Origin of the sequence: Acinetobacter sp. CWB-B33 (genome assembly GCF_039655955.1) — a bacterium.
In the GTDB taxonomy this organism is placed as follows: Bacteria; Pseudomonadota; Gammaproteobacteria; order Pseudomonadales; family Moraxellaceae; genus Acinetobacter; species Acinetobacter bouvetii.
The window spans coordinates 25,893-44,735 of the sequence record NZ_JAGFEU010000005.1; the positions used below are offsets into that span (position 1 = coordinate 25,893).

The 18,843-nt window shown below is 45.2% G+C and carries 21 protein-coding genes; 8 read left to right on the forward strand and 13 right to left on the reverse strand.

Features of this window, described 5'->3' with window-relative positions:
- Positions 1-23 precede the first annotated feature (23 nt).
- Together cydX and JZ784_RS13785 are read left to right on the forward strand one after the other, a co-directional pair.
- Positions 24-125 carry a cytochrome bd-I oxidase subunit CydX gene (cydX, locus tag JZ784_RS13780; protein ID WP_002120988.1) on the forward strand — a complete coding sequence of 34 codons (102 nt, stop codon included), beginning with the start codon at positions 24-26 and terminating at the stop codon, positions 123-125.
- A 3-nt stretch (positions 126-128) separates the two neighbouring features.
- Complete coding sequence (locus JZ784_RS13785) at positions 129-425, forward strand: cyd operon YbgE family protein (protein ID WP_005009311.1); 297 nt, start codon at positions 129-131, stop codon at positions 423-425.
- 33 nt (positions 426-458) lie between these two features.
- On the opposite strand, the gene JZ784_RS13790 is transcribed toward JZ784_RS13785, so the two are convergent.
- From JZ784_RS13790 to JZ784_RS13825, 8 genes are all read right to left on the reverse strand, one after another.
- Positions 459-782, reverse strand: coding sequence for a hypothetical protein (locus JZ784_RS13790; protein WP_346315239.1), 324 nt, complete (start codon positions 780-782; stop codon positions 459-461).
- A 3-nt stretch (positions 783-785) separates the two neighbouring features.
- On the reverse strand, positions 786-1,127 hold the full coding sequence (locus tag JZ784_RS13795) for a hypothetical protein (RefSeq protein ID WP_346315240.1): 342 nt from the start codon (positions 1,125-1,127) through the stop codon (positions 786-788).
- A gap of 82 nt (positions 1,128-1,209) precedes the next feature.
- Complete coding sequence (gene rodA, locus JZ784_RS13800) at positions 1,210-2,346, reverse strand: rod shape-determining protein RodA (protein ID WP_346315241.1); 1,137 nt, start codon at positions 2,344-2,346, stop codon at positions 1,210-1,212.
- A gap of 86 nt (positions 2,347-2,432) precedes the next feature.
- Positions 2,433-3,161, reverse strand: a complete 729-nt coding sequence (gene ispD, locus JZ784_RS13805) for a 2-C-methyl-D-erythritol 4-phosphate cytidylyltransferase (protein WP_346315242.1) — start codon at positions 3,159-3,161, stop codon at positions 2,433-2,435.
- Positions 3,127-3,513, reverse strand: a complete 387-nt coding sequence (locus tag JZ784_RS13810) for a septum formation initiator family protein (protein WP_005009304.1) — start codon at positions 3,511-3,513, stop codon at positions 3,127-3,129. The genes ispD and JZ784_RS13810 overlap by 35 nt, the downstream gene beginning before the upstream one ends.
- 15 nt (positions 3,514-3,528) lie before the next feature.
- Positions 3,529-4,818: a phosphopyruvate hydratase gene (gene eno, locus JZ784_RS13815; RefSeq protein ID WP_005009302.1), complete on the reverse strand. Its 1,290-nt coding sequence runs from the start codon at positions 4,816-4,818 to the stop codon at positions 3,529-3,531.
- Between the two features lie 64 nt (positions 4,819-4,882).
- The gene (kdsA, locus tag JZ784_RS13820) at positions 4,883-5,740 is read right to left on the reverse strand and encodes a 3-deoxy-8-phosphooctulonate synthase (RefSeq protein WP_219191467.1); all 858 of its coding nucleotides are present in this window, start codon (positions 5,738-5,740) and stop codon (positions 4,883-4,885) included.
- Positions 5,741-5,771: 31 nt separating this feature from the next.
- A complete protein-coding gene (locus JZ784_RS13825; RefSeq protein ID WP_005009298.1) occupies positions 5,772-7,412 on the reverse strand; it encodes a CTP synthase in 1,641 nt (546 codons plus the stop codon).
- A gap of 226 nt (positions 7,413-7,638) precedes the next feature.
- On the opposite strand from JZ784_RS13825, the gene JZ784_RS13830 reads away from it, so the two are divergent.
- Complete coding sequence (locus JZ784_RS13830) at positions 7,639-8,070, forward strand: internalin (RefSeq protein WP_346315243.1); 432 nt, start codon at positions 7,639-7,641, stop codon at positions 8,068-8,070.
- An 82-nt stretch (positions 8,071-8,152) separates the two neighbouring features.
- Here JZ784_RS13830 and JZ784_RS13835 read toward each other — a convergent pair whose 3' ends face one another.
- Complete coding sequence (locus JZ784_RS13835) at positions 8,153-9,043, reverse strand: LysR family transcriptional regulator (RefSeq protein WP_130148174.1); 891 nt, start codon at positions 9,041-9,043, stop codon at positions 8,153-8,155.
- A gap of 114 nt (positions 9,044-9,157) precedes the next feature.
- Between JZ784_RS13835 and dkgB the strand changes: the two genes are divergently transcribed.
- The gene (gene dkgB / locus JZ784_RS13840) at positions 9,158-9,961 is read left to right on the forward strand and encodes a 2,5-didehydrogluconate reductase DkgB (protein WP_346315244.1); all 804 of its coding nucleotides are present in this window, start codon (positions 9,158-9,160) and stop codon (positions 9,959-9,961) included.
- A gap of 7 nt (positions 9,962-9,968) precedes the next feature.
- Positions 9,969-11,153, forward strand: coding sequence for an MFS transporter (locus JZ784_RS13845; protein ID WP_346315245.1), 1,185 nt, complete (start codon positions 9,969-9,971; stop codon positions 11,151-11,153).
- 84 nt (positions 11,154-11,237) lie between these two features.
- Here the strand turns inward: JZ784_RS13845 and JZ784_RS13850 are convergent, their stop codons facing one another.
- The 3 genes from JZ784_RS13850 to JZ784_RS13860 form a co-directional block, all read right to left on the reverse strand.
- Positions 11,238-12,341 carry an alpha/beta fold hydrolase gene (locus JZ784_RS13850; RefSeq protein ID WP_346315246.1) on the reverse strand — a complete coding sequence of 368 codons (1,104 nt, stop codon included), beginning with the start codon at positions 12,339-12,341 and terminating at the stop codon, positions 11,238-11,240.
- A 74-nt stretch (positions 12,342-12,415) separates the two neighbouring features.
- On the reverse strand, positions 12,416-12,823 hold the full coding sequence (locus tag JZ784_RS13855) for a nuclear transport factor 2 family protein (RefSeq protein WP_346315247.1): 408 nt from the start codon (positions 12,821-12,823) through the stop codon (positions 12,416-12,418).
- 108 nt (positions 12,824-12,931) lie between these two features.
- Entirely contained in the window at positions 12,932-14,956 is a 2,025-nt protein-coding gene (locus JZ784_RS13860) for an NADPH-dependent 2,4-dienoyl-CoA reductase (protein ID WP_346315248.1), read from the reverse strand.
- Between the two features lie 169 nt (positions 14,957-15,125).
- Here JZ784_RS13860 and JZ784_RS13865 point away from each other — a divergent pair, with 169 nt between their 5' ends.
- Together JZ784_RS13865 and JZ784_RS13870 are read left to right on the forward strand one after the other, a co-directional pair.
- Entirely contained in the window at positions 15,126-15,680 is a 555-nt protein-coding gene (locus JZ784_RS13865) for a PadR family transcriptional regulator (protein ID WP_346315249.1), read from the forward strand.
- A gap of 25 nt (positions 15,681-15,705) precedes the next feature.
- Positions 15,706-16,626, forward strand: a complete 921-nt coding sequence (locus JZ784_RS13870; RefSeq protein WP_346315250.1) for an alpha/beta hydrolase — start codon at positions 15,706-15,708, stop codon at positions 16,624-16,626.
- A gap of 55 nt (positions 16,627-16,681) precedes the next feature.
- Here JZ784_RS13870 and JZ784_RS13875 read toward each other — a convergent pair whose 3' ends face one another.
- Positions 16,682-17,596 carry a LysR family transcriptional regulator gene (locus JZ784_RS13875; protein ID WP_005009269.1) on the reverse strand — a complete coding sequence of 305 codons (915 nt, stop codon included), beginning with the start codon at positions 17,594-17,596 and terminating at the stop codon, positions 16,682-16,684.
- Positions 17,597-17,834: 238 nt separating this feature from the next.
- Here JZ784_RS13875 and JZ784_RS13880 point away from each other — a divergent pair, with 238 nt between their 5' ends.
- Positions 17,835-18,740 (forward strand): LysR substrate-binding domain-containing protein, encoded by a 906-nt coding sequence (locus tag JZ784_RS13880; protein WP_005009267.1) that lies wholly within the window; start codon positions 17,835-17,837, stop codon positions 18,738-18,740.
- Positions 18,741-18,843: the final 103 nt, after the last annotated feature.

Consider the following 18,843-nt stretch of genomic DNA (forward strand, 5'->3'; position numbering starts at 1 on the left):
TCTAAGCAAATAGGAGAATATTTATGTGGTATTTCGCTTGGATTCTTGGGATTTTGATGGCATGTTTTGCAGGTGTACTCAGTGCACTTTATATAGAACATCATCAAGATTTGGATGAGGAATAAGCCATGACTGAGATCGCAATGACAGCAGAAAAAAAGAAGCCGAATAAGTTTGCAATGGCCGTTTCATTTTTGATGGCATTGCCTCTTGCAGCGGTCTTATTGATTCACCCTGGTGCAATGCTGGATGCCAATGGCCACTATAGCCACAGCGCTTTAATGATGATCATGATTGGCATTTCAGGCGGTTTTATTCATGGTGTCGGTTTTCAGCCACATTTCTGGCTTTGGAAATGGCTGTTTAGCCCAATTGTTGCATGGCCTCTCATGCTGTGGGGCTACTACACCTGGTTTATTGCCTAATTTGCAATACCAGTCCAGTATATAACAAAGCCCTCAATTGAGGGCTTTGTTATATTTACGATCAATTTCAGGCTTTTGCTCAACTGTAATATCCAATTGCATTTGAAAACAGTGCCTGTATTTTTCATTGATATAATGGATGTATTTCTCTTTAGCTGCATGTCTTAACAGAATTTGGGCTGCCATCATAATAAAGCCATTGACCTGCTTGGCAATCACCAACCTTTGATTGGCTGCTAAACCAGCTTTTCTTTGAATAAGAGAATTTCGGCCTGAATGCACAATTGAATGTAAATGGTGCAGTGAATAGAATTTAAATGCTTTAAAACTTTCTACAATCTGTTTTGTTTCGGCCACATTTTATAATTTATTAATCATGCCTGATGCTGTTGTAATTTTGACCTTTTCTAATAATTCATCTTCATTTTTAATGTCAAAATGTTGAATTTCATCATTGGACGCAACCATTAACAGCCAATAAGCTCTAACAGCTGCCTCAAACTGAACCCTAAATAATGCAAGTGCAGAGACATCATGATGAGTCTGCAACAATTGCAAAATGGCTCGGCCATGCTCAATAGACAATTCACAGCATTCATAAACTAAATCTAGTCTTAAAATCCCGTCCATGAATATCGAGTGGTTCAATTCCGCATTTAACTCACTCAACATATCTGCAGAATCACAAAAAATATCAGCCAAATAAAGCTCCTGCTGCTTTAAAAATATATCAAATTAACATATAAAAAAAGCTGGAATCAATCCAGCTTTTCATTATCCCAATTTAACGGTGCGTATGTATCGACATCACAATCCCCATGCCTGCCAGCATCGAAATCACTGCGGTACCGCCATAACTCATCAGCGGCAATGGATCGCCGGTAACCGGCAGAATGCCGCTGACCATGCCTGAATTTAAAAATACGAAGAAAAAGAATGTTAAGCCAGTTGCACCCGCATACAAACGGCCAAAATTATGGAAGCTGTTCATTCCTATCATTAAACAACGAATGATAATGGCGGCAAACAAACTAAACAGCAGAAAAACCCCAATAAAGCCAAATTCCTCTGCATACGTCGACATAATAAAGTCCGTATGGTGTTCAGGCAAATATCCCAAATGAGACTGAGTTCCCTCTGTAAACCCCTTGCCCGTCATGCCGCCAGAACCAATTGCAATCTTCGACTGAATAATATTCCAGCCTGCGCCTAATGCATCAGATTCTGGATCAAACAGCGTTAAAATCCGCTTTTTCTGGTATTCCTGCAAAAAAAACATCCAAAGCAGCGGCGCTGCAATAGCAAAAACACCGATAGCGCCGGCAATTAGGCGCCAAGACATGCCGCTAAGAAAAAGCACAAATATGCCGGGAATAATTAAGCCAATGTTCAAATCGGGCTGCAGCGCGACCAACACAAAAGGCACCATCATAATTACCAAGGCAATAATAATATGGATAAATTTAGGCGGAAAAGCCCGATTTGAAAAAAACCACGCCATCATCAGCGGCATTGCAAATTTCATCACCTCACTGGGCTGCATGCTGCCGATACCCGGCAAAGTAATCCAGCGCTTGGCGCCCATGCGGGTTTCACCAACCACCAGCACCAAAATCAGCATAAATAAGCCAAAAATATAAAAATATGGGCTGATGGCCTGATAAACTTTTGGCGGCACTTGCGCGCACAAAAACATGATAATAAAGCCTGCGCCAAAACTGATGGCTTGACGCATCACCATCCCTGAATCACCTGCTGTCGCACTGTAAACCACCATCAAGCCTAAAACGGCATTCAGAAGGAGAAAACCAAGCAGCCAGGGATCTAAATGCAATTTAGCCCAGCGTGACGAATCGTGCTTTATACTCAATCCATCGCGTGCGGACTGGCGTAAAAAACGATACTGCTGTGAAGGAATCATTAGCGGCGCATACTTAACAAAAAAGTGGGGAAATTATAAGTTAAAGCCGCAAAGAATAAATCGCAGCGGCTCAAATTATTCCAGATTTATTTTACAGCTGGCGGCTGTGAAGCCAAAATCAGTTTTGCCAGCTCTAAATCATCTGGATATGTAATCTTGATATTGTCTGAACGGCCCTGAACAACCTGAACAGTTTGATTCGCATATTCCAGCGCACTGGCTTCATCCGTAATATTGACCTGCGCCAAAAGCGCTTGCTCAATCGCTTTTTTCAGCACACCCAGTTTCGCCATTTGCGGTGTTTGCGCTTGCCAAAGCTGTGAACGGTCTACGGTGTTTGCAATCTCAGCGCCATACCCCACCGATTTCAGGGTATCCCGGACGGGTATTGCTAAAATAGCGCTTTGCTGAGATTCAACAGCCGATGACACCAGGCTCTCTAAATTGGCCTTTGTCACACAAGGCCTCGCGGCATCATGCACCAGCACCCAATCATCCTCTGAAGCAAAGCCTGAAAGGTAATTTAAGGCGTTTAAAACAGAATTAACCCGCTCTGCGCCGCCCAAGCAGAAATGCGCCTTATGCAAGTCTGAAAAGTTCAAAGTTGCAGCAAAGGTATCCTGCTCACCGATAGCCAGCACATAACCGGACAAAGGCAAGTCATTCAGCCTTTGTACCGTATGCTCTAAGACCGTTTTATTGTGAATGGCTTGATATTGTTTAAGTTCTGATTTTGAAAAGCGGCTGCCCGACCCAGCTGCAGGTATTACAGCCCACAACTTAAGGTTCTGGGGGAGCTTCAGCGGGTTCTTCATTCGTGCGCAAATCTGCTTGATTAGGATTAACGTAAATTGGTCTGTATTGCGTGTTGACCGTGCTCATTTGAACAAAAGTTTCGTGTGGTTTCACCAAACCTAAATCTAAACGTGCATGCTCTTCTATGGCTTCTACACCATTTTTTAAATCATAGACTTCCGCGGCTAAGACGCGGTTGCGTTCTTTTAATTCTTCATTCAGTTCAATCTGCTGCTGAACTTTCTGTGCCAGTTTCTGATGGTCTTTATGGCCACCTTCACCAAACCAGTATAAATATTGAAACCCTGCGATCAATAAGATCGCAAGGCCCAACAATGCTTTACTCGCTTTGGAGTCAAATACATTTAACATAGATGGCATGTACGCTTAGTTTAAACCTTTAAACTCAGCTTTACCGCGATATGCAGCATTAGTCAATTCTTCAATGCGAAGCAATTGATTATATTTTGCTACACGGTCAGAACGGCAAAGTGAACCGGTTTTAATTTGGCCGGCTGCTGTACCGACTGCAAGATCGGCAATAGTAGAATCTTCAGTTTCGCCAGAACGGTGTGAAATCACAGTAGAGTAGCCATTTTCTTTCGCAAGATAGATCGCATCCAGAGTTTCAGTCAACGTACCAATTTGGTTGTATTTAATTAAGATAGAGTTACCTACTTTCTCATTAATACCGCGTTGAAGGATTTTCGGGTTTGTAACGAACAAGTCATCACCCACCAACTGGATTTTGTCACCAAGGATAGACGTCAAGTAAGACCAGCCTTCCCAATCAGATTCGTCTAGACCATCTTCAATTGAGATAATTGGGTATTGGTTTACAAGACCCGCTAAATAGTCAGAGAACTGGTTGCTTGTGAATGCTTTATTGCCTTCGCCCGCAAGAATGTATTGACCATTTTTGTAGAATTCTGAAGATGCACAGTCAAGCGCAAGCATAATGTCAGAACCTGCTTTGTAGCCAGTTTGACCAATTGCTTCAAGAATTACAGTAATTGCTTCTTCGTTCGAACGCAGGTTCGGCGCGAAACCGCCTTCATCACCCACTGCAGTGTTTAAACCTTTTTTGTTTAAAACTGATTTTAAAGAATGGAAAATTTCAGCGCCGGCACGAAGTGCTTCAGCAAATGATGTAAAGCCAACTGGCTCAATCATGAATTCTTGAATATCAACGTTGTTGTCTGCATGTGAACCGCCATTGATGATGTTCATCATTGGCACAGGCATCGTCAAGATTTTGTTATTGCGTAAATCTGCAATATATTGGAACAATGGGATTTTTTTCTCATCAGCCGCCGCGCGAGCCGCAGCCAAAGAAACAGCCAAAGTTGCGTTAGCGCCCAGTTTTTCTTTGTTTTCAGTGCCGTCAAGCGCAATCATTGTATTATCAATGTCTTTTTGCTCGAATACTGATTTACCCAATAAAGCATCACGAATCAGCGTATTAACATTGTTAACTGCTGTACGAACGCCTTTGCCTAAGTAACGCGCTTTATCGCCGTCACGAAGTTCTAAAGCTTCACGAGAACCAGTTGAAGCACCAGAAGGTGCACATGCACGGCCTACAACGCCAGAGGCTAAGATTACGTCAGCTTCAATGGTAGGGTTACCACGAGAGTCCAAAATTTCACGTGCACGAATGTCAACGATTTGACTCATGAACAGTTCCTCAGTTAATTAATAAAGACGATGCGCCTAAAAGACGCATCAATGTAAATCCAATTTAGTGTGTGTCCAGCTTCTGGAAGCTTTTCACCAAAGTATCCAATTCTTTCAGCTGCGCCAAAAATGGTTCAAGCTGAGAAATGCGAAGCGCACACGGCCCGTCACATTTCGCTTTTTCAGGGTCTGGATGCGCTTCTAAGAACAAACCTGCCAATCCTGTTGCCATGCCCGCACGCGCTAAAGTCGTAATTTGGGCACGGCGACCGCCGGCAGAATCTGCGCGGCCGCCAGGTGTTTGAAGTGCATGTGTCACATCAAAGAACACCGGCACGTTCATTTCCTTCATGATGTCGAAGCCCAACATGTCTACAACTAAGTTGTTGTAACCAAATGCTGAACCGCGTTCACATAAAATCAGCTTGTCATTCCCCGCTTCCAAGCACTTGTTCATGATATGACGCATTTCATGCGGTGCAAGGAATTGAGCTTTCTTAATATTGATGATGGCATCTGTTTTAGCCATCGCTTCAACTAGGTCTGTCTGACGGCTTAAAAATGCAGGAAGCTGAATAATGTCAGCAACTTCCGCCACAGGGGCAGCTTGATACGGCTCATGCACATCGGTAATGATCGGCACATTAAAATGTTTTTTAATGTCTGCTAGCCACTCAATGCCTTTTTCCAAGCCTGGGCCGCGGAATGAGTTCAAGCTTGAACGGTTGGCTTTATCAAAGCTTGCTTTAAAAACATAAGGAATCTCCAAGCGTTTGCAGATATCCACATAAGTTTCAGCAATTTCAAAAGCGAGGTCTTTTGATTCCAATACGTTCATGCCGCCGAATAGTACAAATGGCAAGTGGTTTGCCATTTGTATATCGCCTAAACGTACAATTTCTTGTGGTTTTAATTGTGACATTTAAACTTCCTAGTTGATTCCGATACCCTGCTTACTTGGCTTTTTGGTGCTGCTTTTTAGCTGCATCAATAAAGCTAGCAAATAATGGGTGCCCATCACGTGGTGAACTTGTAAATTCTGGATGGAATTGTACAGCAATAAACCAAGGATGTTGAGGAATCTCAACTGTTTCTACCAAACGCTGTACTGGAGAATAGCCTGAAATTTTCATGCCTTTTTCTTCAAGAACTGGAATGTAGCGGTTGTTCATCTCATAGCGGTGACGGTGACGTTCAATAATTTCTTCTGAACCGTATACATCACAGGTTTTCGTTCCTGCAACCAACTCAGATTTTTGAGCGCCAAGACGCATGGTGCCGCCAAGATCTGAATCTGCACTGCGCTGCTGCACTTCACCGCGTTCATCCAGCCATTCTGTAATCAAGCCAATAAGCGGTGATTTCGTTGAACGGTTGAACTCAGTAGAGGTTGCATCAGGAATTCCCGCAACATTGCGCGCATATTCGATCACAGCCAGCTGCATGCCTAAGCAGATGCCAAGGAATGGAACACCGTTTTCACGCGCAAAACGAATCGCTTTCATTTTGCCTTCGGTACCGCGCTCGCCAAAGCCGCCTGGAACCAAAATTGCATCAGCATCTTTCAATACGTCTGCAACGTCTTGGCTTTCAAGTTCTTCAGCATTGACATAGTCAATCTGAACTTTAACACGGTTCTGGATGCCCGCATGAAGCAGCGCTTCGTTTACAGACTTGTAAGCATCTGGAAGTTCTACGTATTTGCCGACCATCGCGACACGCACGGTGTACTCTGGATTTAATAACGCATCAACTACATTATCCCAATCTGTAAGATCAGCTTCCGGAAGATTGTCATAGCCAAAACGCTCACAGATTAAATCATCGACGTTTTGCTCATAGAACGTGCGTGGAATTTGGTAAATGCTGCGTGCATCTTTACAAACAACTACAGCACGCGCTTCTACGTTGGTAAACAGCGCAATTTTACGTGTCGTGTCCGCATCAACATCATGCTCTGTACGGCAAATCAGGATATCTGGCTGAATACCAATTGAAAGCAACTCTTTAACAGAGTGCTGTGTTGGCTTGGTTTTCAGCTCAGCTGCAGATTTGATATATGGAAGAAGTGTTAAATGCATAAGCATTGTGCGCTTATGACCGAGTTCTACCATCAACTGACGTACAGATTCCATGAATGGGAGAGATTCAATGTCACCTACTGTGCCGCCAATTTCAACAATCGCAACGTCATAGCCTTCGCCTGCGCGAAGTACACGTTCTTTGATGTTGTCTGTAATGTGTGGAATAACTTGAACAGTTCCGCCAAGATAGTCACCGCGGCGCTCTTTATTTAAAACGTCTTGGTATACACGGCCAGAAGTAAAGTTATTAAGCTTGGTCATTTTCGCACGACGCAAGAAACGTTCGTAATAACCCAAGTCTAAGTCAGTTTCGGCACCATCCTCTGTGACAAAAACTTCACCATGCTGGAATGGGCTCATTGTCCCTGGATCGACATTAATGTATGGATCCATTTTGACCATGGTCACTTTTAAACCACGGGCTTCTAAAAGTGCAGCAACTGAAGCAGCTGAAATACCTTTACCTAGTGATGAAACTACACCACCAGTCACGAAAATAAAATGGGTCATTGGGTTTCTCGTACAATCGAGCCTAAATAGGCCTGCAATGTTGCGCAATTTTACTTTACCTTGCACCAATAAAGCAAAGTCATTCCGCATCAATTCATAGAACAATAAACAATTGGCTATTCTATCAGCATTTCCGATATAAAATTAGCTAAAATTTCGGTGATTTTCATAATCTATTTTATGGTTATAATATGGATATCCGTTTAACGCTTAATTTTGTGCAATTATGAATAAAAAACTTTTAATTTGCGGTGCAATCGCGACAGCCCTACTGATTACTGCCTGTGTTAAAAAAGAAGAGCCAAAGCAAGAAGAGCAAGAACAAGTTGATACTTCTGCTTCTGACGCACAGCCAGCTGAACCGGCAAAATTTGAAAGTTTAGACTCTGCTGACAATCAGCCAATTGAACCGGTACCTGCGCATCAAGACGTCATTCGTGAAGAAACACCGAATACAACCACTGAAATCCGCCGTGAAGTCCGCGATACAAAACCTGCTGAAGAAGCGCCAAAATCTGCTACGCCTAAGGCTGAAGCGCCGAAAGCTGAAGACAAGCCGACACAGGCTGCGCCTAAGCAAAACAGCTCCTCAGCTCAAACTGAAGATGATGCGGTTGCTGCAGCCATTGCAGCCGCAACACCAGCGCTTGATAATTAATTCAAGCACTTAGTCAAAAAAGCTCAGCATCAGGTCTGAGCTTTTTTTCATCTGGCGCTTTTATCTTTGCAATATCAGCTCACTATACATAGTGTTTTAATTTCTCAGCCAAAAATTCAATAAATAAGCGCACCCGCTTTGGCAGATGTTCTTGCAGATAATACACCGCATGAATTTTCTGATAATGCATAATAATTTGATCTTCAAATAATGCAATTAACCGTCCCGCATTCAAATCTTCCTGCACCAAAAAGCGCGACAAACAGGTAATGCCAATGCCTTCCAAAGCCAGCTGCCTCACAGTTTCTCCATTTGATGCCTTAATTTTAGGCTGTGCTGTAAAAGCTTTTTGATTAAGATGGATAGGCCACGTATTCAAATGCTGCGTTTGGCTAAAGCCAATCAGCTCATGCACCAGCAAGTCTGCTGCCTGCTCCGGCTGCCCATGCCGCGCTAAATATTCTGGACTTGCCACTATGTACAGACGGCTTCTGCACAGCAGCTTTGCGTGCAAAGTCGAGTCATTCAGCTCACCAAACCGTATTGCAACATCCGTTTGATGTTCCAGCAGATCAATCACCTGATCATGATTATTCAGCTCTATTTCAATATTTGGATACTTGCGCATAAATTCATGCATTAAAGGCACAATCACATGCAGCACAAAGGGCGTCGCCGAATCTACCCGAATTAAGCCCGAAATATCCTCATCTGATTTCAGCAGCGAATCTTCCGCCTCCGCCAGATCATTTAAAATGCGCCTGGCTTTAGTTAAGAACAGCTGCCCTTCTTGCGTCAGTTTAAGTTTGCGGGTTGTTCTTTCCAGCAGCGTCACATTCAGTTTCGACTCCAAACGCTGCAATGCGCGGCTAACGCCTGATGCGGTCTGTTTTAACCGATCCGCCGCCATCACAATTGAACCGCTGTCCACAATCGCCGTAAAAGCCTGCAATTCTTCAATGGTAGATTTCATGTAAAACCAACTATTCATGACTTTCAATCAATAATATATTGCAAATTACTGCATTTTTCTGCTGTAAATTTTTCTGCACTATAGCGCTGATCTCAAAAAACTGTTGAATAAACCATGATTGTTCCAAAATTTGGAGTCGGCACTTTCCGCCTAAGCGGTCAAACGGTGATCGACTCAGTTAAAAATGCACTTTCCGCTGGCTACCGCGCCATTGATACGGCGCAAATTTACGGCAACGAAGCAGAAGTCGGACAGGCCATTGCTGAAAGCCCCGTTCAGCGTTCAGAACTGTTCCTGACTACTAAAATCTGGGTCGACCATTACGCGACTGACCGGCTGATTCCCAGCCTAAAAAACAGTTTAAGCCAACTGCGCACTGATGCCGTTGATCTCACGCTTATTCACTGGCCAGCGCCTCAAATGAATGTCGATATTCCTGAATTGATGCAAACACTGCTGGAAGCTAAAAAACAGGGGCTAACACAGCATATCGGCATTTCCAATTTCAATATTGCGCTGACGCAGCAAGCCATCGACAGCATCGGCGCTGAGCATATTGCGACCAACCAAATTGAACTCAGCCCCTATTTGCAAAATGAAAAACTGGCTGATTTTCTCCAAACCCAAAACATTGATGTCACTTCATATATGACTTTAGCTTACGGCAAAGTGCTGAACGATCCTGTTTTAATGCAAATCGCGCAGCAGCATCAGGTATCGGCTGCGCAAATTGCTTTGGCGTGGGCGCTGCAAAAAGGCTATTCCGTGATTCCATCTTCTACAAAAATTGAACATTTAACAGCAAATCTGCGCGCACAAGACATTCAGCTCAGCAGTGAAGACATGCTTGCCATCGCTGGTCTTGAACGCAATGGCCGCGAAGTGGATCCTGAGAACTTAGCGCCAGAGTGGGACTAAACTGGAAATGAAAAATACCGGACAGAGTATCAACCTTCCTCTGCTTGCGCTTGCGATCGGCGCTTTTGCCATTGGCACCACAGAATTTTCACCTATGGGCTTTCTGCCGGAAATCGCCCATGATCTGCATATTGCAATTCCCCAAGCAGGCCTGCTGATTAGCGCCTATGCAGTCGGCGTGATGATTGGCGCGCCATTAATGACTTTATGGTTTTCACGCTATTCAAAGCGTAACGCCCTGATCTTATTGATGGCGATCTTTACGGTTGGCAATTTACTGGCTGCGGCAGCGCCAAGCTATCTGAGCTTAATCGGCTCGCGGCTAATAACCAGCCTCAATCACGGCGCATTTTTTGGCATCGGATCGGTCGTGGCCGCCAGTGTCGTGCCTAAAGACAAGCAGGCTTCTGCCGTCGCCATGATGTTTATGGGGCTGACCATTGCCAATATTGGCGGTGTGCCCTTGGCCACCTATATTGGCCAAAACATTGGCTGGCGCATTTCATTTATCGCCATTTCGGGATTAGGCCTGATTACCATGCTGGCACTCTGGAAAGCCTTGCCGCAAGGCGTTGCATTGACCCAACCGAATGTAAAGGCAGAGCTGAAAGCATTGACTCGCCTGCCTGTGGTTTTGGCGCTGCTGACAACTGTCATGAGTTCAGGCGCCATGTTTGCCCTTTATACTTATATTGCGCCAAGCCTAAAAGCACTGACCCATGCAGGCCCCGAATTCATTACCTTCATGCTGGTGCTGATTGGTATTGGCTTTTCAATCGGCAACCACTTTGGCGGCAAAGCTGCGGACCGCTCTGTAGAAAAGACGCTTATTGGCTTTTTACTTTTGCTGATGCTGATGATGCTGCTTTTTCCACTTTTGGCGCAAACAGCCACTGGCGCCGCTGTTGCTTTAATCATTTGGGGCGCAGCCGCTTTTGCAGTAGTGCCGCCATTGCAAATGCGGGTCATGTCGGTTGCACATGAAGCGCCGGGGCTTGCATCATCTGTCAATATTGGCGCATTTAATTTAGGCAATGCTGTCGGTGCGGCCGCTGGCGCTGCCGTGCTGAATGCAGGATGGAGCTATCAAGCCGTATCTTATTCGGGCGCGGTTCTGAGCGCTCTGGCCTTGGCGTTGGTCATTCTGCAAATGAAGGTTTCCATCCCTAAAAATGCAGCGCAGCATGGCTGAAAAACTAAAGATATAACCGAAAGCGCGGCTCAAACAGCAAAAGGCCCATCATTTTCGCAAATGACGGGCCTCTGCTTCATCTCATTAAGCCGCTGTTTTTGAAGCGTCCAGCAAGAAGAAATCGGCCGCCAATTTGGCCGCCCAAGAACGAGTTTCCTTTAAGCCTTCATAAAAACCGCAATGACTGCCTTTTTTGGTCGTCACAACCGCCACACTGCGCATTTGGCAGACCACAGATTTGTAGGGTTCAAAATTTCGGATATGGCAAACAGGATCATCTTCAGCATTCAGTACCAAAAGCGGTATCTCAATCTTTTCAAAAACATAAATAGGATTAGTTGATTGATTATAGCTGTCGTAATCTTGAAACCCCGCCATCTCAAAATAGGCCTGTTCAAAATCCAGCAGCGTTTTTGACTGCATGACTTTAGATAATGATGCTGTATTTTGCCAAGTCTGCCGATAAGGTTCTACAAACTTTTGGAACAGTTTTTTGGTCATCATTTTGCTGTAAAAAGGATGTACATGCTTAAAGCCCAGCTCTGTGTTATAGCCTGGACATAAGGCAAACGCCGCTTTGAGTGGAGTATCAATACCCTGCTCACCCAAGTAGCGCACCAGCAAGCCCGTACCGGCAGAAGAACCCATCCCGTACAGCGGTGATACTGGATACTTCTCCTGAATATAATCCAGCTGTTCGCGCAAGTCTGCAGTAGAGCCAAACAAATTGATTTTAGCCACAGGCATTGGCAGTCCCGCATGACCGCGGCGCAGGCATAGCGCAATACGCCAGCCGGTGTATTGATGCAGATCTTGCACCAGCTCCCGCATGCTATCAGGCGTACCTGTAATCGTGTGCATTACTGCAATGGTTGGCGTTTCTGGCGGCAAATCCATCCCGAACCACGCAATGCCCGTAATGCCGCCATCTCGCATCGTCAGTTGATCAATTTGGTCATATTTCAAATGAATACTGCGTTTTTTGATCAGGTCAAAATACAGCAAATGCGCATGTGTATTGGACAGCCACGGCGTCGGCCTATATTTGCGGTGAAGCTGAGGAAGCTGGTCAAAAATCGCTTTAAATTCGCCTTGCGGATTAAAATAAAGCTTAGGCTGCTCTGCACCTGTCGCCTGATCCAGCAGCGCCAATGCACGGCGGCTGACCTGATTCAACACACTTCTCATAGATCTACCCTTTTACACTTAGACCGAATGATGGACACAACATTCATAACATTAACGATGGCACTGGCTGCAAATTACTTAGGCAAAAAAGCGGCCATCCGCTGCCCCATTTGCGCAGCCAATGCTTCCAAACCGCTTTTTGGACGAATCATCACTTCAAAATCAATAATCTGTCCCTGCTCATTAAACTGTATCATATCAATGCCTTTCAGCTTTTTCTCACCCACATTCGCTGAAAACTCAAGCACCACACTCTGTCCATTTTCAGTGTAAAACTCACGGTGATATGTAAAGTTTTCAAAAATTTGAATCACATTGGTCAAAATAAAGGTGACTACCTGCTTGCCTGGATAAGCGTTGTATGCCACAGGTGAACGGAACACCACCTCATCTGCCAGAAGCTCATCTAAGATGCTCATATCACGGATTTCCAGCATGTGATGCCATTTTTGAATTGCTGATTTGGTATTTTCGATACTCATTTTTCTGTCCTTGTTTTTGTTAATAAGCCTCCCTTTAATAAAGGGAGGTTGGGTGGGGTTCTTTGAGATAATCCCCCTAAATCCCCCTTTTTCTAAGGGGGACTTCCATTAAATCACCGCAGCCAATTCAGCGCCTTGACGGATTGCGCGCTTCGCATCCAGCTCGCCCGCTTCTTTTGCGCCGCCAATCAAATGCACATTTTTACCATCGGCTTTTAACTGATCGTACATAGCTGTATATTCTTCCTGCCCTGCACAGATAATCACGTGATCCACTTCTAAAACCGCTGGCTGATCATTCACCGTAATGTGCAGGCCTTGATCATCAATTTTGTCGTAATGTGCGCCTGCAATCATTTTTACATTGCGGTGTTTTAGCCCTGTCCGGTGAATCCATCCCGTGGTTTTACCTAAGCCTGCACCGACCGCCTTCGCTTTACGCTGCAAAAGGTAAATTTCACGGTCTGACTGCTCCAAGACGGGCTGTTTTAAACCGCCAACATGGGCATAGCTGGTATCGATGCCCCATTCATCATAGAACTTTTGCGGGTTTAGGCTGCCGCTTTCGCCTTCATGGCTTAAGTATTCTGCCGTATCAAAACCAATACCGCCTGCGCCAATAATCGCAACACGCTTGCCTACAGGCTTACGCTCTTTCAGCACTTCTAAGTAATTCAGCACTTTAGGATGATCAATTCCCTCAATGGTCAGCTTACGCGGAGTCACGCCCGTTGCCACCACGATGTCATCAAAATCTGCCTGCGCTAATTCTTCATAAGTTGCGGTATGATCCAGCACCAGCTTAATACGCGGCTGCAGCTCAATTTTGCGCTTAAAATAACGCAGCGTTTCGTAAAACTCTTCTTTGCCGGGAATAGTCTTCGCAATATTAAACTGGCCGCCAATCTGACTGGCTGCATCAAAAACAGTCACCTGATGCCCGCGGTCAGCGGCATAAGTGGCAAAGCTTAAGCCTGCAGGCCCGGCACCAATCACCGCAATATTTTTCTTTTGCGCGCTTTCTTTAAAGATCAGTTCAGTTTCATAGCATGCACGCGGGTTGACTAAACAGGTCGCAATTTGCATGGAGAAAATTTGATCTAAACAGGCTTGGTTACAGCCAATGCAGGTATTGATTTCATCACTGCGGCCTTGTTCTGCTTTGAGTACAAACTCAGCGTCTGCAAGCATTGGGCGCGCCATCGACACCATATCCGCATCCCCCTGAGCCAAAACATGTTCAGCCATTTCTGGTGTATTAATCCGGTTAGACGTCACCAAAGGAATTTGAACCGAACCTTTTAGCTTCTTGGTTACCCATGTAAATGCCGCGCGCGGCACTTTGGTTGCAATCGTTGGAATACGCGCTTCATGCCAGCCAATACCCGTGTTGATAATGGTTGCGCCGGCTTTTTCAATTTCTTGAGCAAGCTGAATCACTTCCTCTAAAGTCGACCCGCCTTCAACCAAATCCAGCATTGAAAGGCGGTAAATAATAATAAAGTTTTCGCCGACTTCTGCACGGGTGCGCTTTACGATTTCAATCGGGAAACGGATGCGGTTTTCATAGCTTCCGCCCCATTCATCATCACGATGGTTGGTCCGTGCTGCGATGAATTCATTAATTAAGTAGCCTTCTGAACCCATGATTTCAACGCCATCATAGCCAGCGATTTGCGACAATTTTGCACAATTGGCAAAGTCCGCAATGGTCTGATTCACTTCAGCAGACGTAAGAGCATGCGGTTTTACAGGGTTAATCGGCGCTTGAATTGCAGAAGGTGCTACATTTTCAGCCTGATAAGAATAACGCCCTGTATGCAAAATCTGCAACGCAATTTTACCGCCCGCATCATGCACCGCTTGTGTGATGACTTTATGCTTTTCAGCTTCTTCTAAGGTATCTAATTTAGAACCGCCGTGAAAAGTCACGCCATGATCATTCGGCGAAATACCCCCTGTTACGATTAGCCCTACACCGCCAGCCGCACGCTCTGCATAAAATGCCGCCATGCGATCATACCCGCCTTCAACTTCTTCAAGTCCAACGTGCATAGATCCCATCAATACGCGGTTTTTTAATGTGGTAAAGCCTAAATCTAAAGGCGCAAGTAAATGCGGATAATTAGACATGTTTTCTCCTTGGCGTGCTTTCGCTGGCTGTTTGTATGATGGCTACGCATTGAAATCAAATCTGCGCAGCCATTAATGCAACTTGTTGCATACTTTTATATTCGAGATTTGATTTTTATGCAACATGTTGCATAATAAAACGTGTAAAAAATTGATAAGCAGCCTATTTATGTCTTTAGCCCATGTCTTACTGACCAGCTTGATTGAAAAACCCAGTACAGGTATTGAGCTTGCACGGCGTTTTGACCGCTCCATGGGCTTTTTCTGGAATGCAACGCATCAGCAGATTTACCGTGAACTCAGCGCCATGCAGCAAAAGGGCTGGATTTCACCGATAGAAGAAGATGATGCGCAAAGCCGCAAAAAAACCTATCAAGTTGAACAATTAGGCCGCAGCGAACTCGCCAGCTGGATGGTCAAGCAAAGTCCGCCTGCGCAGCTGCGGGAGGAACTGATGGTGCGGCTGCGCGCAGAAGCGCAAATTGGCGGAAATACCGTGCTGCCTGAGCTGGAACGCCATTTACAGCTGCATCAAGATAATTTAAAACTTTATCAGGCGATTTACAGCAAAGACTTTGCCAATGCGGAAGTGCAAGACCGTACCCTGTTTATTCATAAGCACATTCTGCAATTGGGGATCGACTTAGAAATTGGCTGGATTCAGTGGCTGGAAAAACTGATTCCCGCTTTAAAGGCCTTTGATGAGAATCATGAATCACATTGAAACAACATAAATACAAGGAAGCGTGATGCCGCATTACCGCATGTCAGATGGCGAAAATCTTTTTGTCCGCGAATATGGAACAGGCCAGCCTGTATTGGTTTTGTCCGGCCTCGGCATGCAAAGCTGGCAGTGGCACCCTTTTTTATACCGCTTCCGCAAAAAATTTCAATTTATTGTTCCAGACTGGCGCGGCTTTGGCGGATCCAGCCAATGTAAAATTCCTGCCTTGGATGCAATTTCCAGCCATTGGCAAGATCTTCATTGCCTCATGAATCAGCTGAATATTCATCAATACCATGTGATTGCTTATTCCATGGGGGCAACAACGGCTATGCATGGCATGCAGTACGGCAATTTTGCATATAAAATCCAAAGCTACTTACATATTGACCAAACACCGAAAATCCGCTCCAACCCAGACTGGCCTTATGGACTATTTGGCACACGCCACCCTGAATTCATTGATATTTTAGAAAGCATCTCTGAGGTGTTAGCGCGCAATACCAACGCCCTATCCATCGATCAGCTACATAGCGCAGACCGCGCAAGCTTATTGCAAAGCTGGCTGGCTTTTATTGACATGCAAGCCAGCAGTCAAGTTGCGCCTTTTTTAATTAAGCAGGCATTCAAACACCCAAGCCTGCAGTCTCATATTTTGCCTATTCAGCGCTTAGATTATTTGGCATGGTATATCAGCAATTATCTGCATCACCAGGAGGACTACCGCACCGCCATTGCCCAGCTGGATAAACCCGCCACTTTCTTTATTGGCGAACAATCCAAGCTGTACCCGGCTGACGGGCAGAAAATTATTGCCAATAGCCTGAATGACGCAACAGCGGTCATCTTTAAAAAATCCGGGCATACGCCTTTGCTGAGCGAACCCTTTAAATTCAGTAAAGAAATCGGCAAATTCCTACAGAACTGCGAAGGAACAAAAGCATAGCGCTTTCGCAGCGCAGGCACAGCGGCTCAAATCTGTTTTTTAAATGATAAACGAACTAGAAGACACGCCGATCATATTCGATGGCCTCTAAATCATAGACTTGATATACACAGTCGAATAATGGGCGCGTATATTGCCCCTCATCATCATTGCGGACCATCAGGTAAATTGGGCTTTGCGCGGCGCTATCCGCCAAAGCAAGATAATTTACATGCCTGAACTGCATCATCTTGACCGATTCAGGCACAATGCAAATGCCTTCACCGGCAGCCACCATGCCTAAAGACTGCTGCAGCCCATCCAGTACATGAAAGCGCTTTGGTTCTAAACCAAACTCCAAAAACAAAGATTTAATTTGCGCAGCATAGCCCAAACCTGACTGTGACGGATAAGTGAAAATCTGCTCATCCTTCAGCTGCATCAGAGAAATAGGCTGCTTGCAGTTTGCAAATGCATGGCTGGAATGCACGGCCAATACAAGCCTTTCTTCACGCAGCATCACGCGCTTTACCGCCTGATCGGAAACTCTCACCCGGCCAAAACAAGCATCGACCCGGCCCTCCTTGAGCGCCTGAATCTGATCCATGCCGTTAAGTTCGACCAGCTTTACATTTAAATGCGGGTGCTGCTGACGGAATAGATAGACAATCCTCGGCAGCAGACCGCACATCAATGAACTGCCGTAACCAATTTGAATCGTCCGTTCAGTCATCCCTGCGCGCTGAGTAATCAGTTTGATTTCTTCTGCATTAGACAGCAGCTTCAACGCCTGCTGATAAAAAAAACGGCCGATCGGCGTGGTGCGCAATGGGCGGCTGCCCCGCTCAAATAATTGCGCGCCCAATTCCTGTTCTAAATTTTGGATTTGGCGGCTTAACGGCGGCTGCGCAATAAATAATTTTTCTGCCGCTTTGGTAAAGCTCTGTTCTTCTACGACCGCAACAAAATAGCGTAAATGTCTTAACTCCATGATATATCCTCATGGTTTAGGGCTTGTTGCTCCGCCTATATGCTAGCTGCCACAGCTGATATAGGCGCCGAAATTGGCCCTATGCTACGGATAACATATATTATTTCGAAGCAGACTTTAGTCTTGAAAAAGCGCCTGACACGAAACCCGCCGGTTCAATCTTTTACAAATTGCAATTGACAATTTGCAACGATCGTTTTTAATTCTCCAATATTGTCTCAAATATGGAATACCCATTATGCTTAGCGATTTGGATGACTTTTATTGCTTTGCTCAAGTCGTCGAACACGGCGGTTTCAGCGCTGCTGAACGTGCAACTGACATTCCAAAATCAAAATTAAGCAGACGCGTCTACAATTTAGAAGAACGTTTAGGCGTGCGCCTGATTCAGCGCAGCTCGCGGCATTTTGCGGTTACAGACATTGGCATGAATATTTACCGCCATGCGCAAGTGATGATGAATGCCGCCCAAGCCGCGCATGATTTGGTCGATCATCTCAGCACCAAACCGCGCGGCGTCATTAAAATCAGCCTGCCGGTCTCTATTGCGCAAAATGAAATTGCCAAAATTTTGCCAAAGTTTTTGAAAATGTACCCTGAAATTAGAGTGCAAATGATGGTGACTAACCGCCGTGTCGACATCATCAATGAAGGTTTTGATTTAGCCTTGCGTGTGCGTGACAATTTAGACGATGACCCGAACTTAGTCATCCGCAAATTTTCGTCGATCGAGCAGCATTTATTTGCCAGCCAAGCCTACTTGAATCAATATGGCGATTTAAAACAGCCTGAGGATTTAGCGCAGCATCAGATTCTCAGCATGGCGGATGAACATCTTGATCAGCACATTGTGGTTCATGATGATCAGCAGCATCAAAAGAAAGTCCGTGTAAACCCCGTCATTATGGGGTCCGATTTAAGCATGCTGGCGCAATTGACATGCCAAGACTGCGGCATTGCCTTATTGCCCGATACGATTGTGCAGGATCATTTAGCGTCAGGCGCGTTGGTGCGCGTCTTGCCGAAATGGAAAGCGCCGCATGGCATTTTCCATGCAGTCTATCCATCACGCCGCGGACTGCTGCCGGCTGTGCGCGTTTTTATTGACTATCTTGTAGAACACCTAACGCACTCTAAAATTTAGGCAAAAAAAAAGCCTATCCAATGTGGATAGGCTGAAACTCTTAATACAGAAACTACAGCAGAATCTGATGGAGCAATCATACGTAAAACCAAACGACTCAATA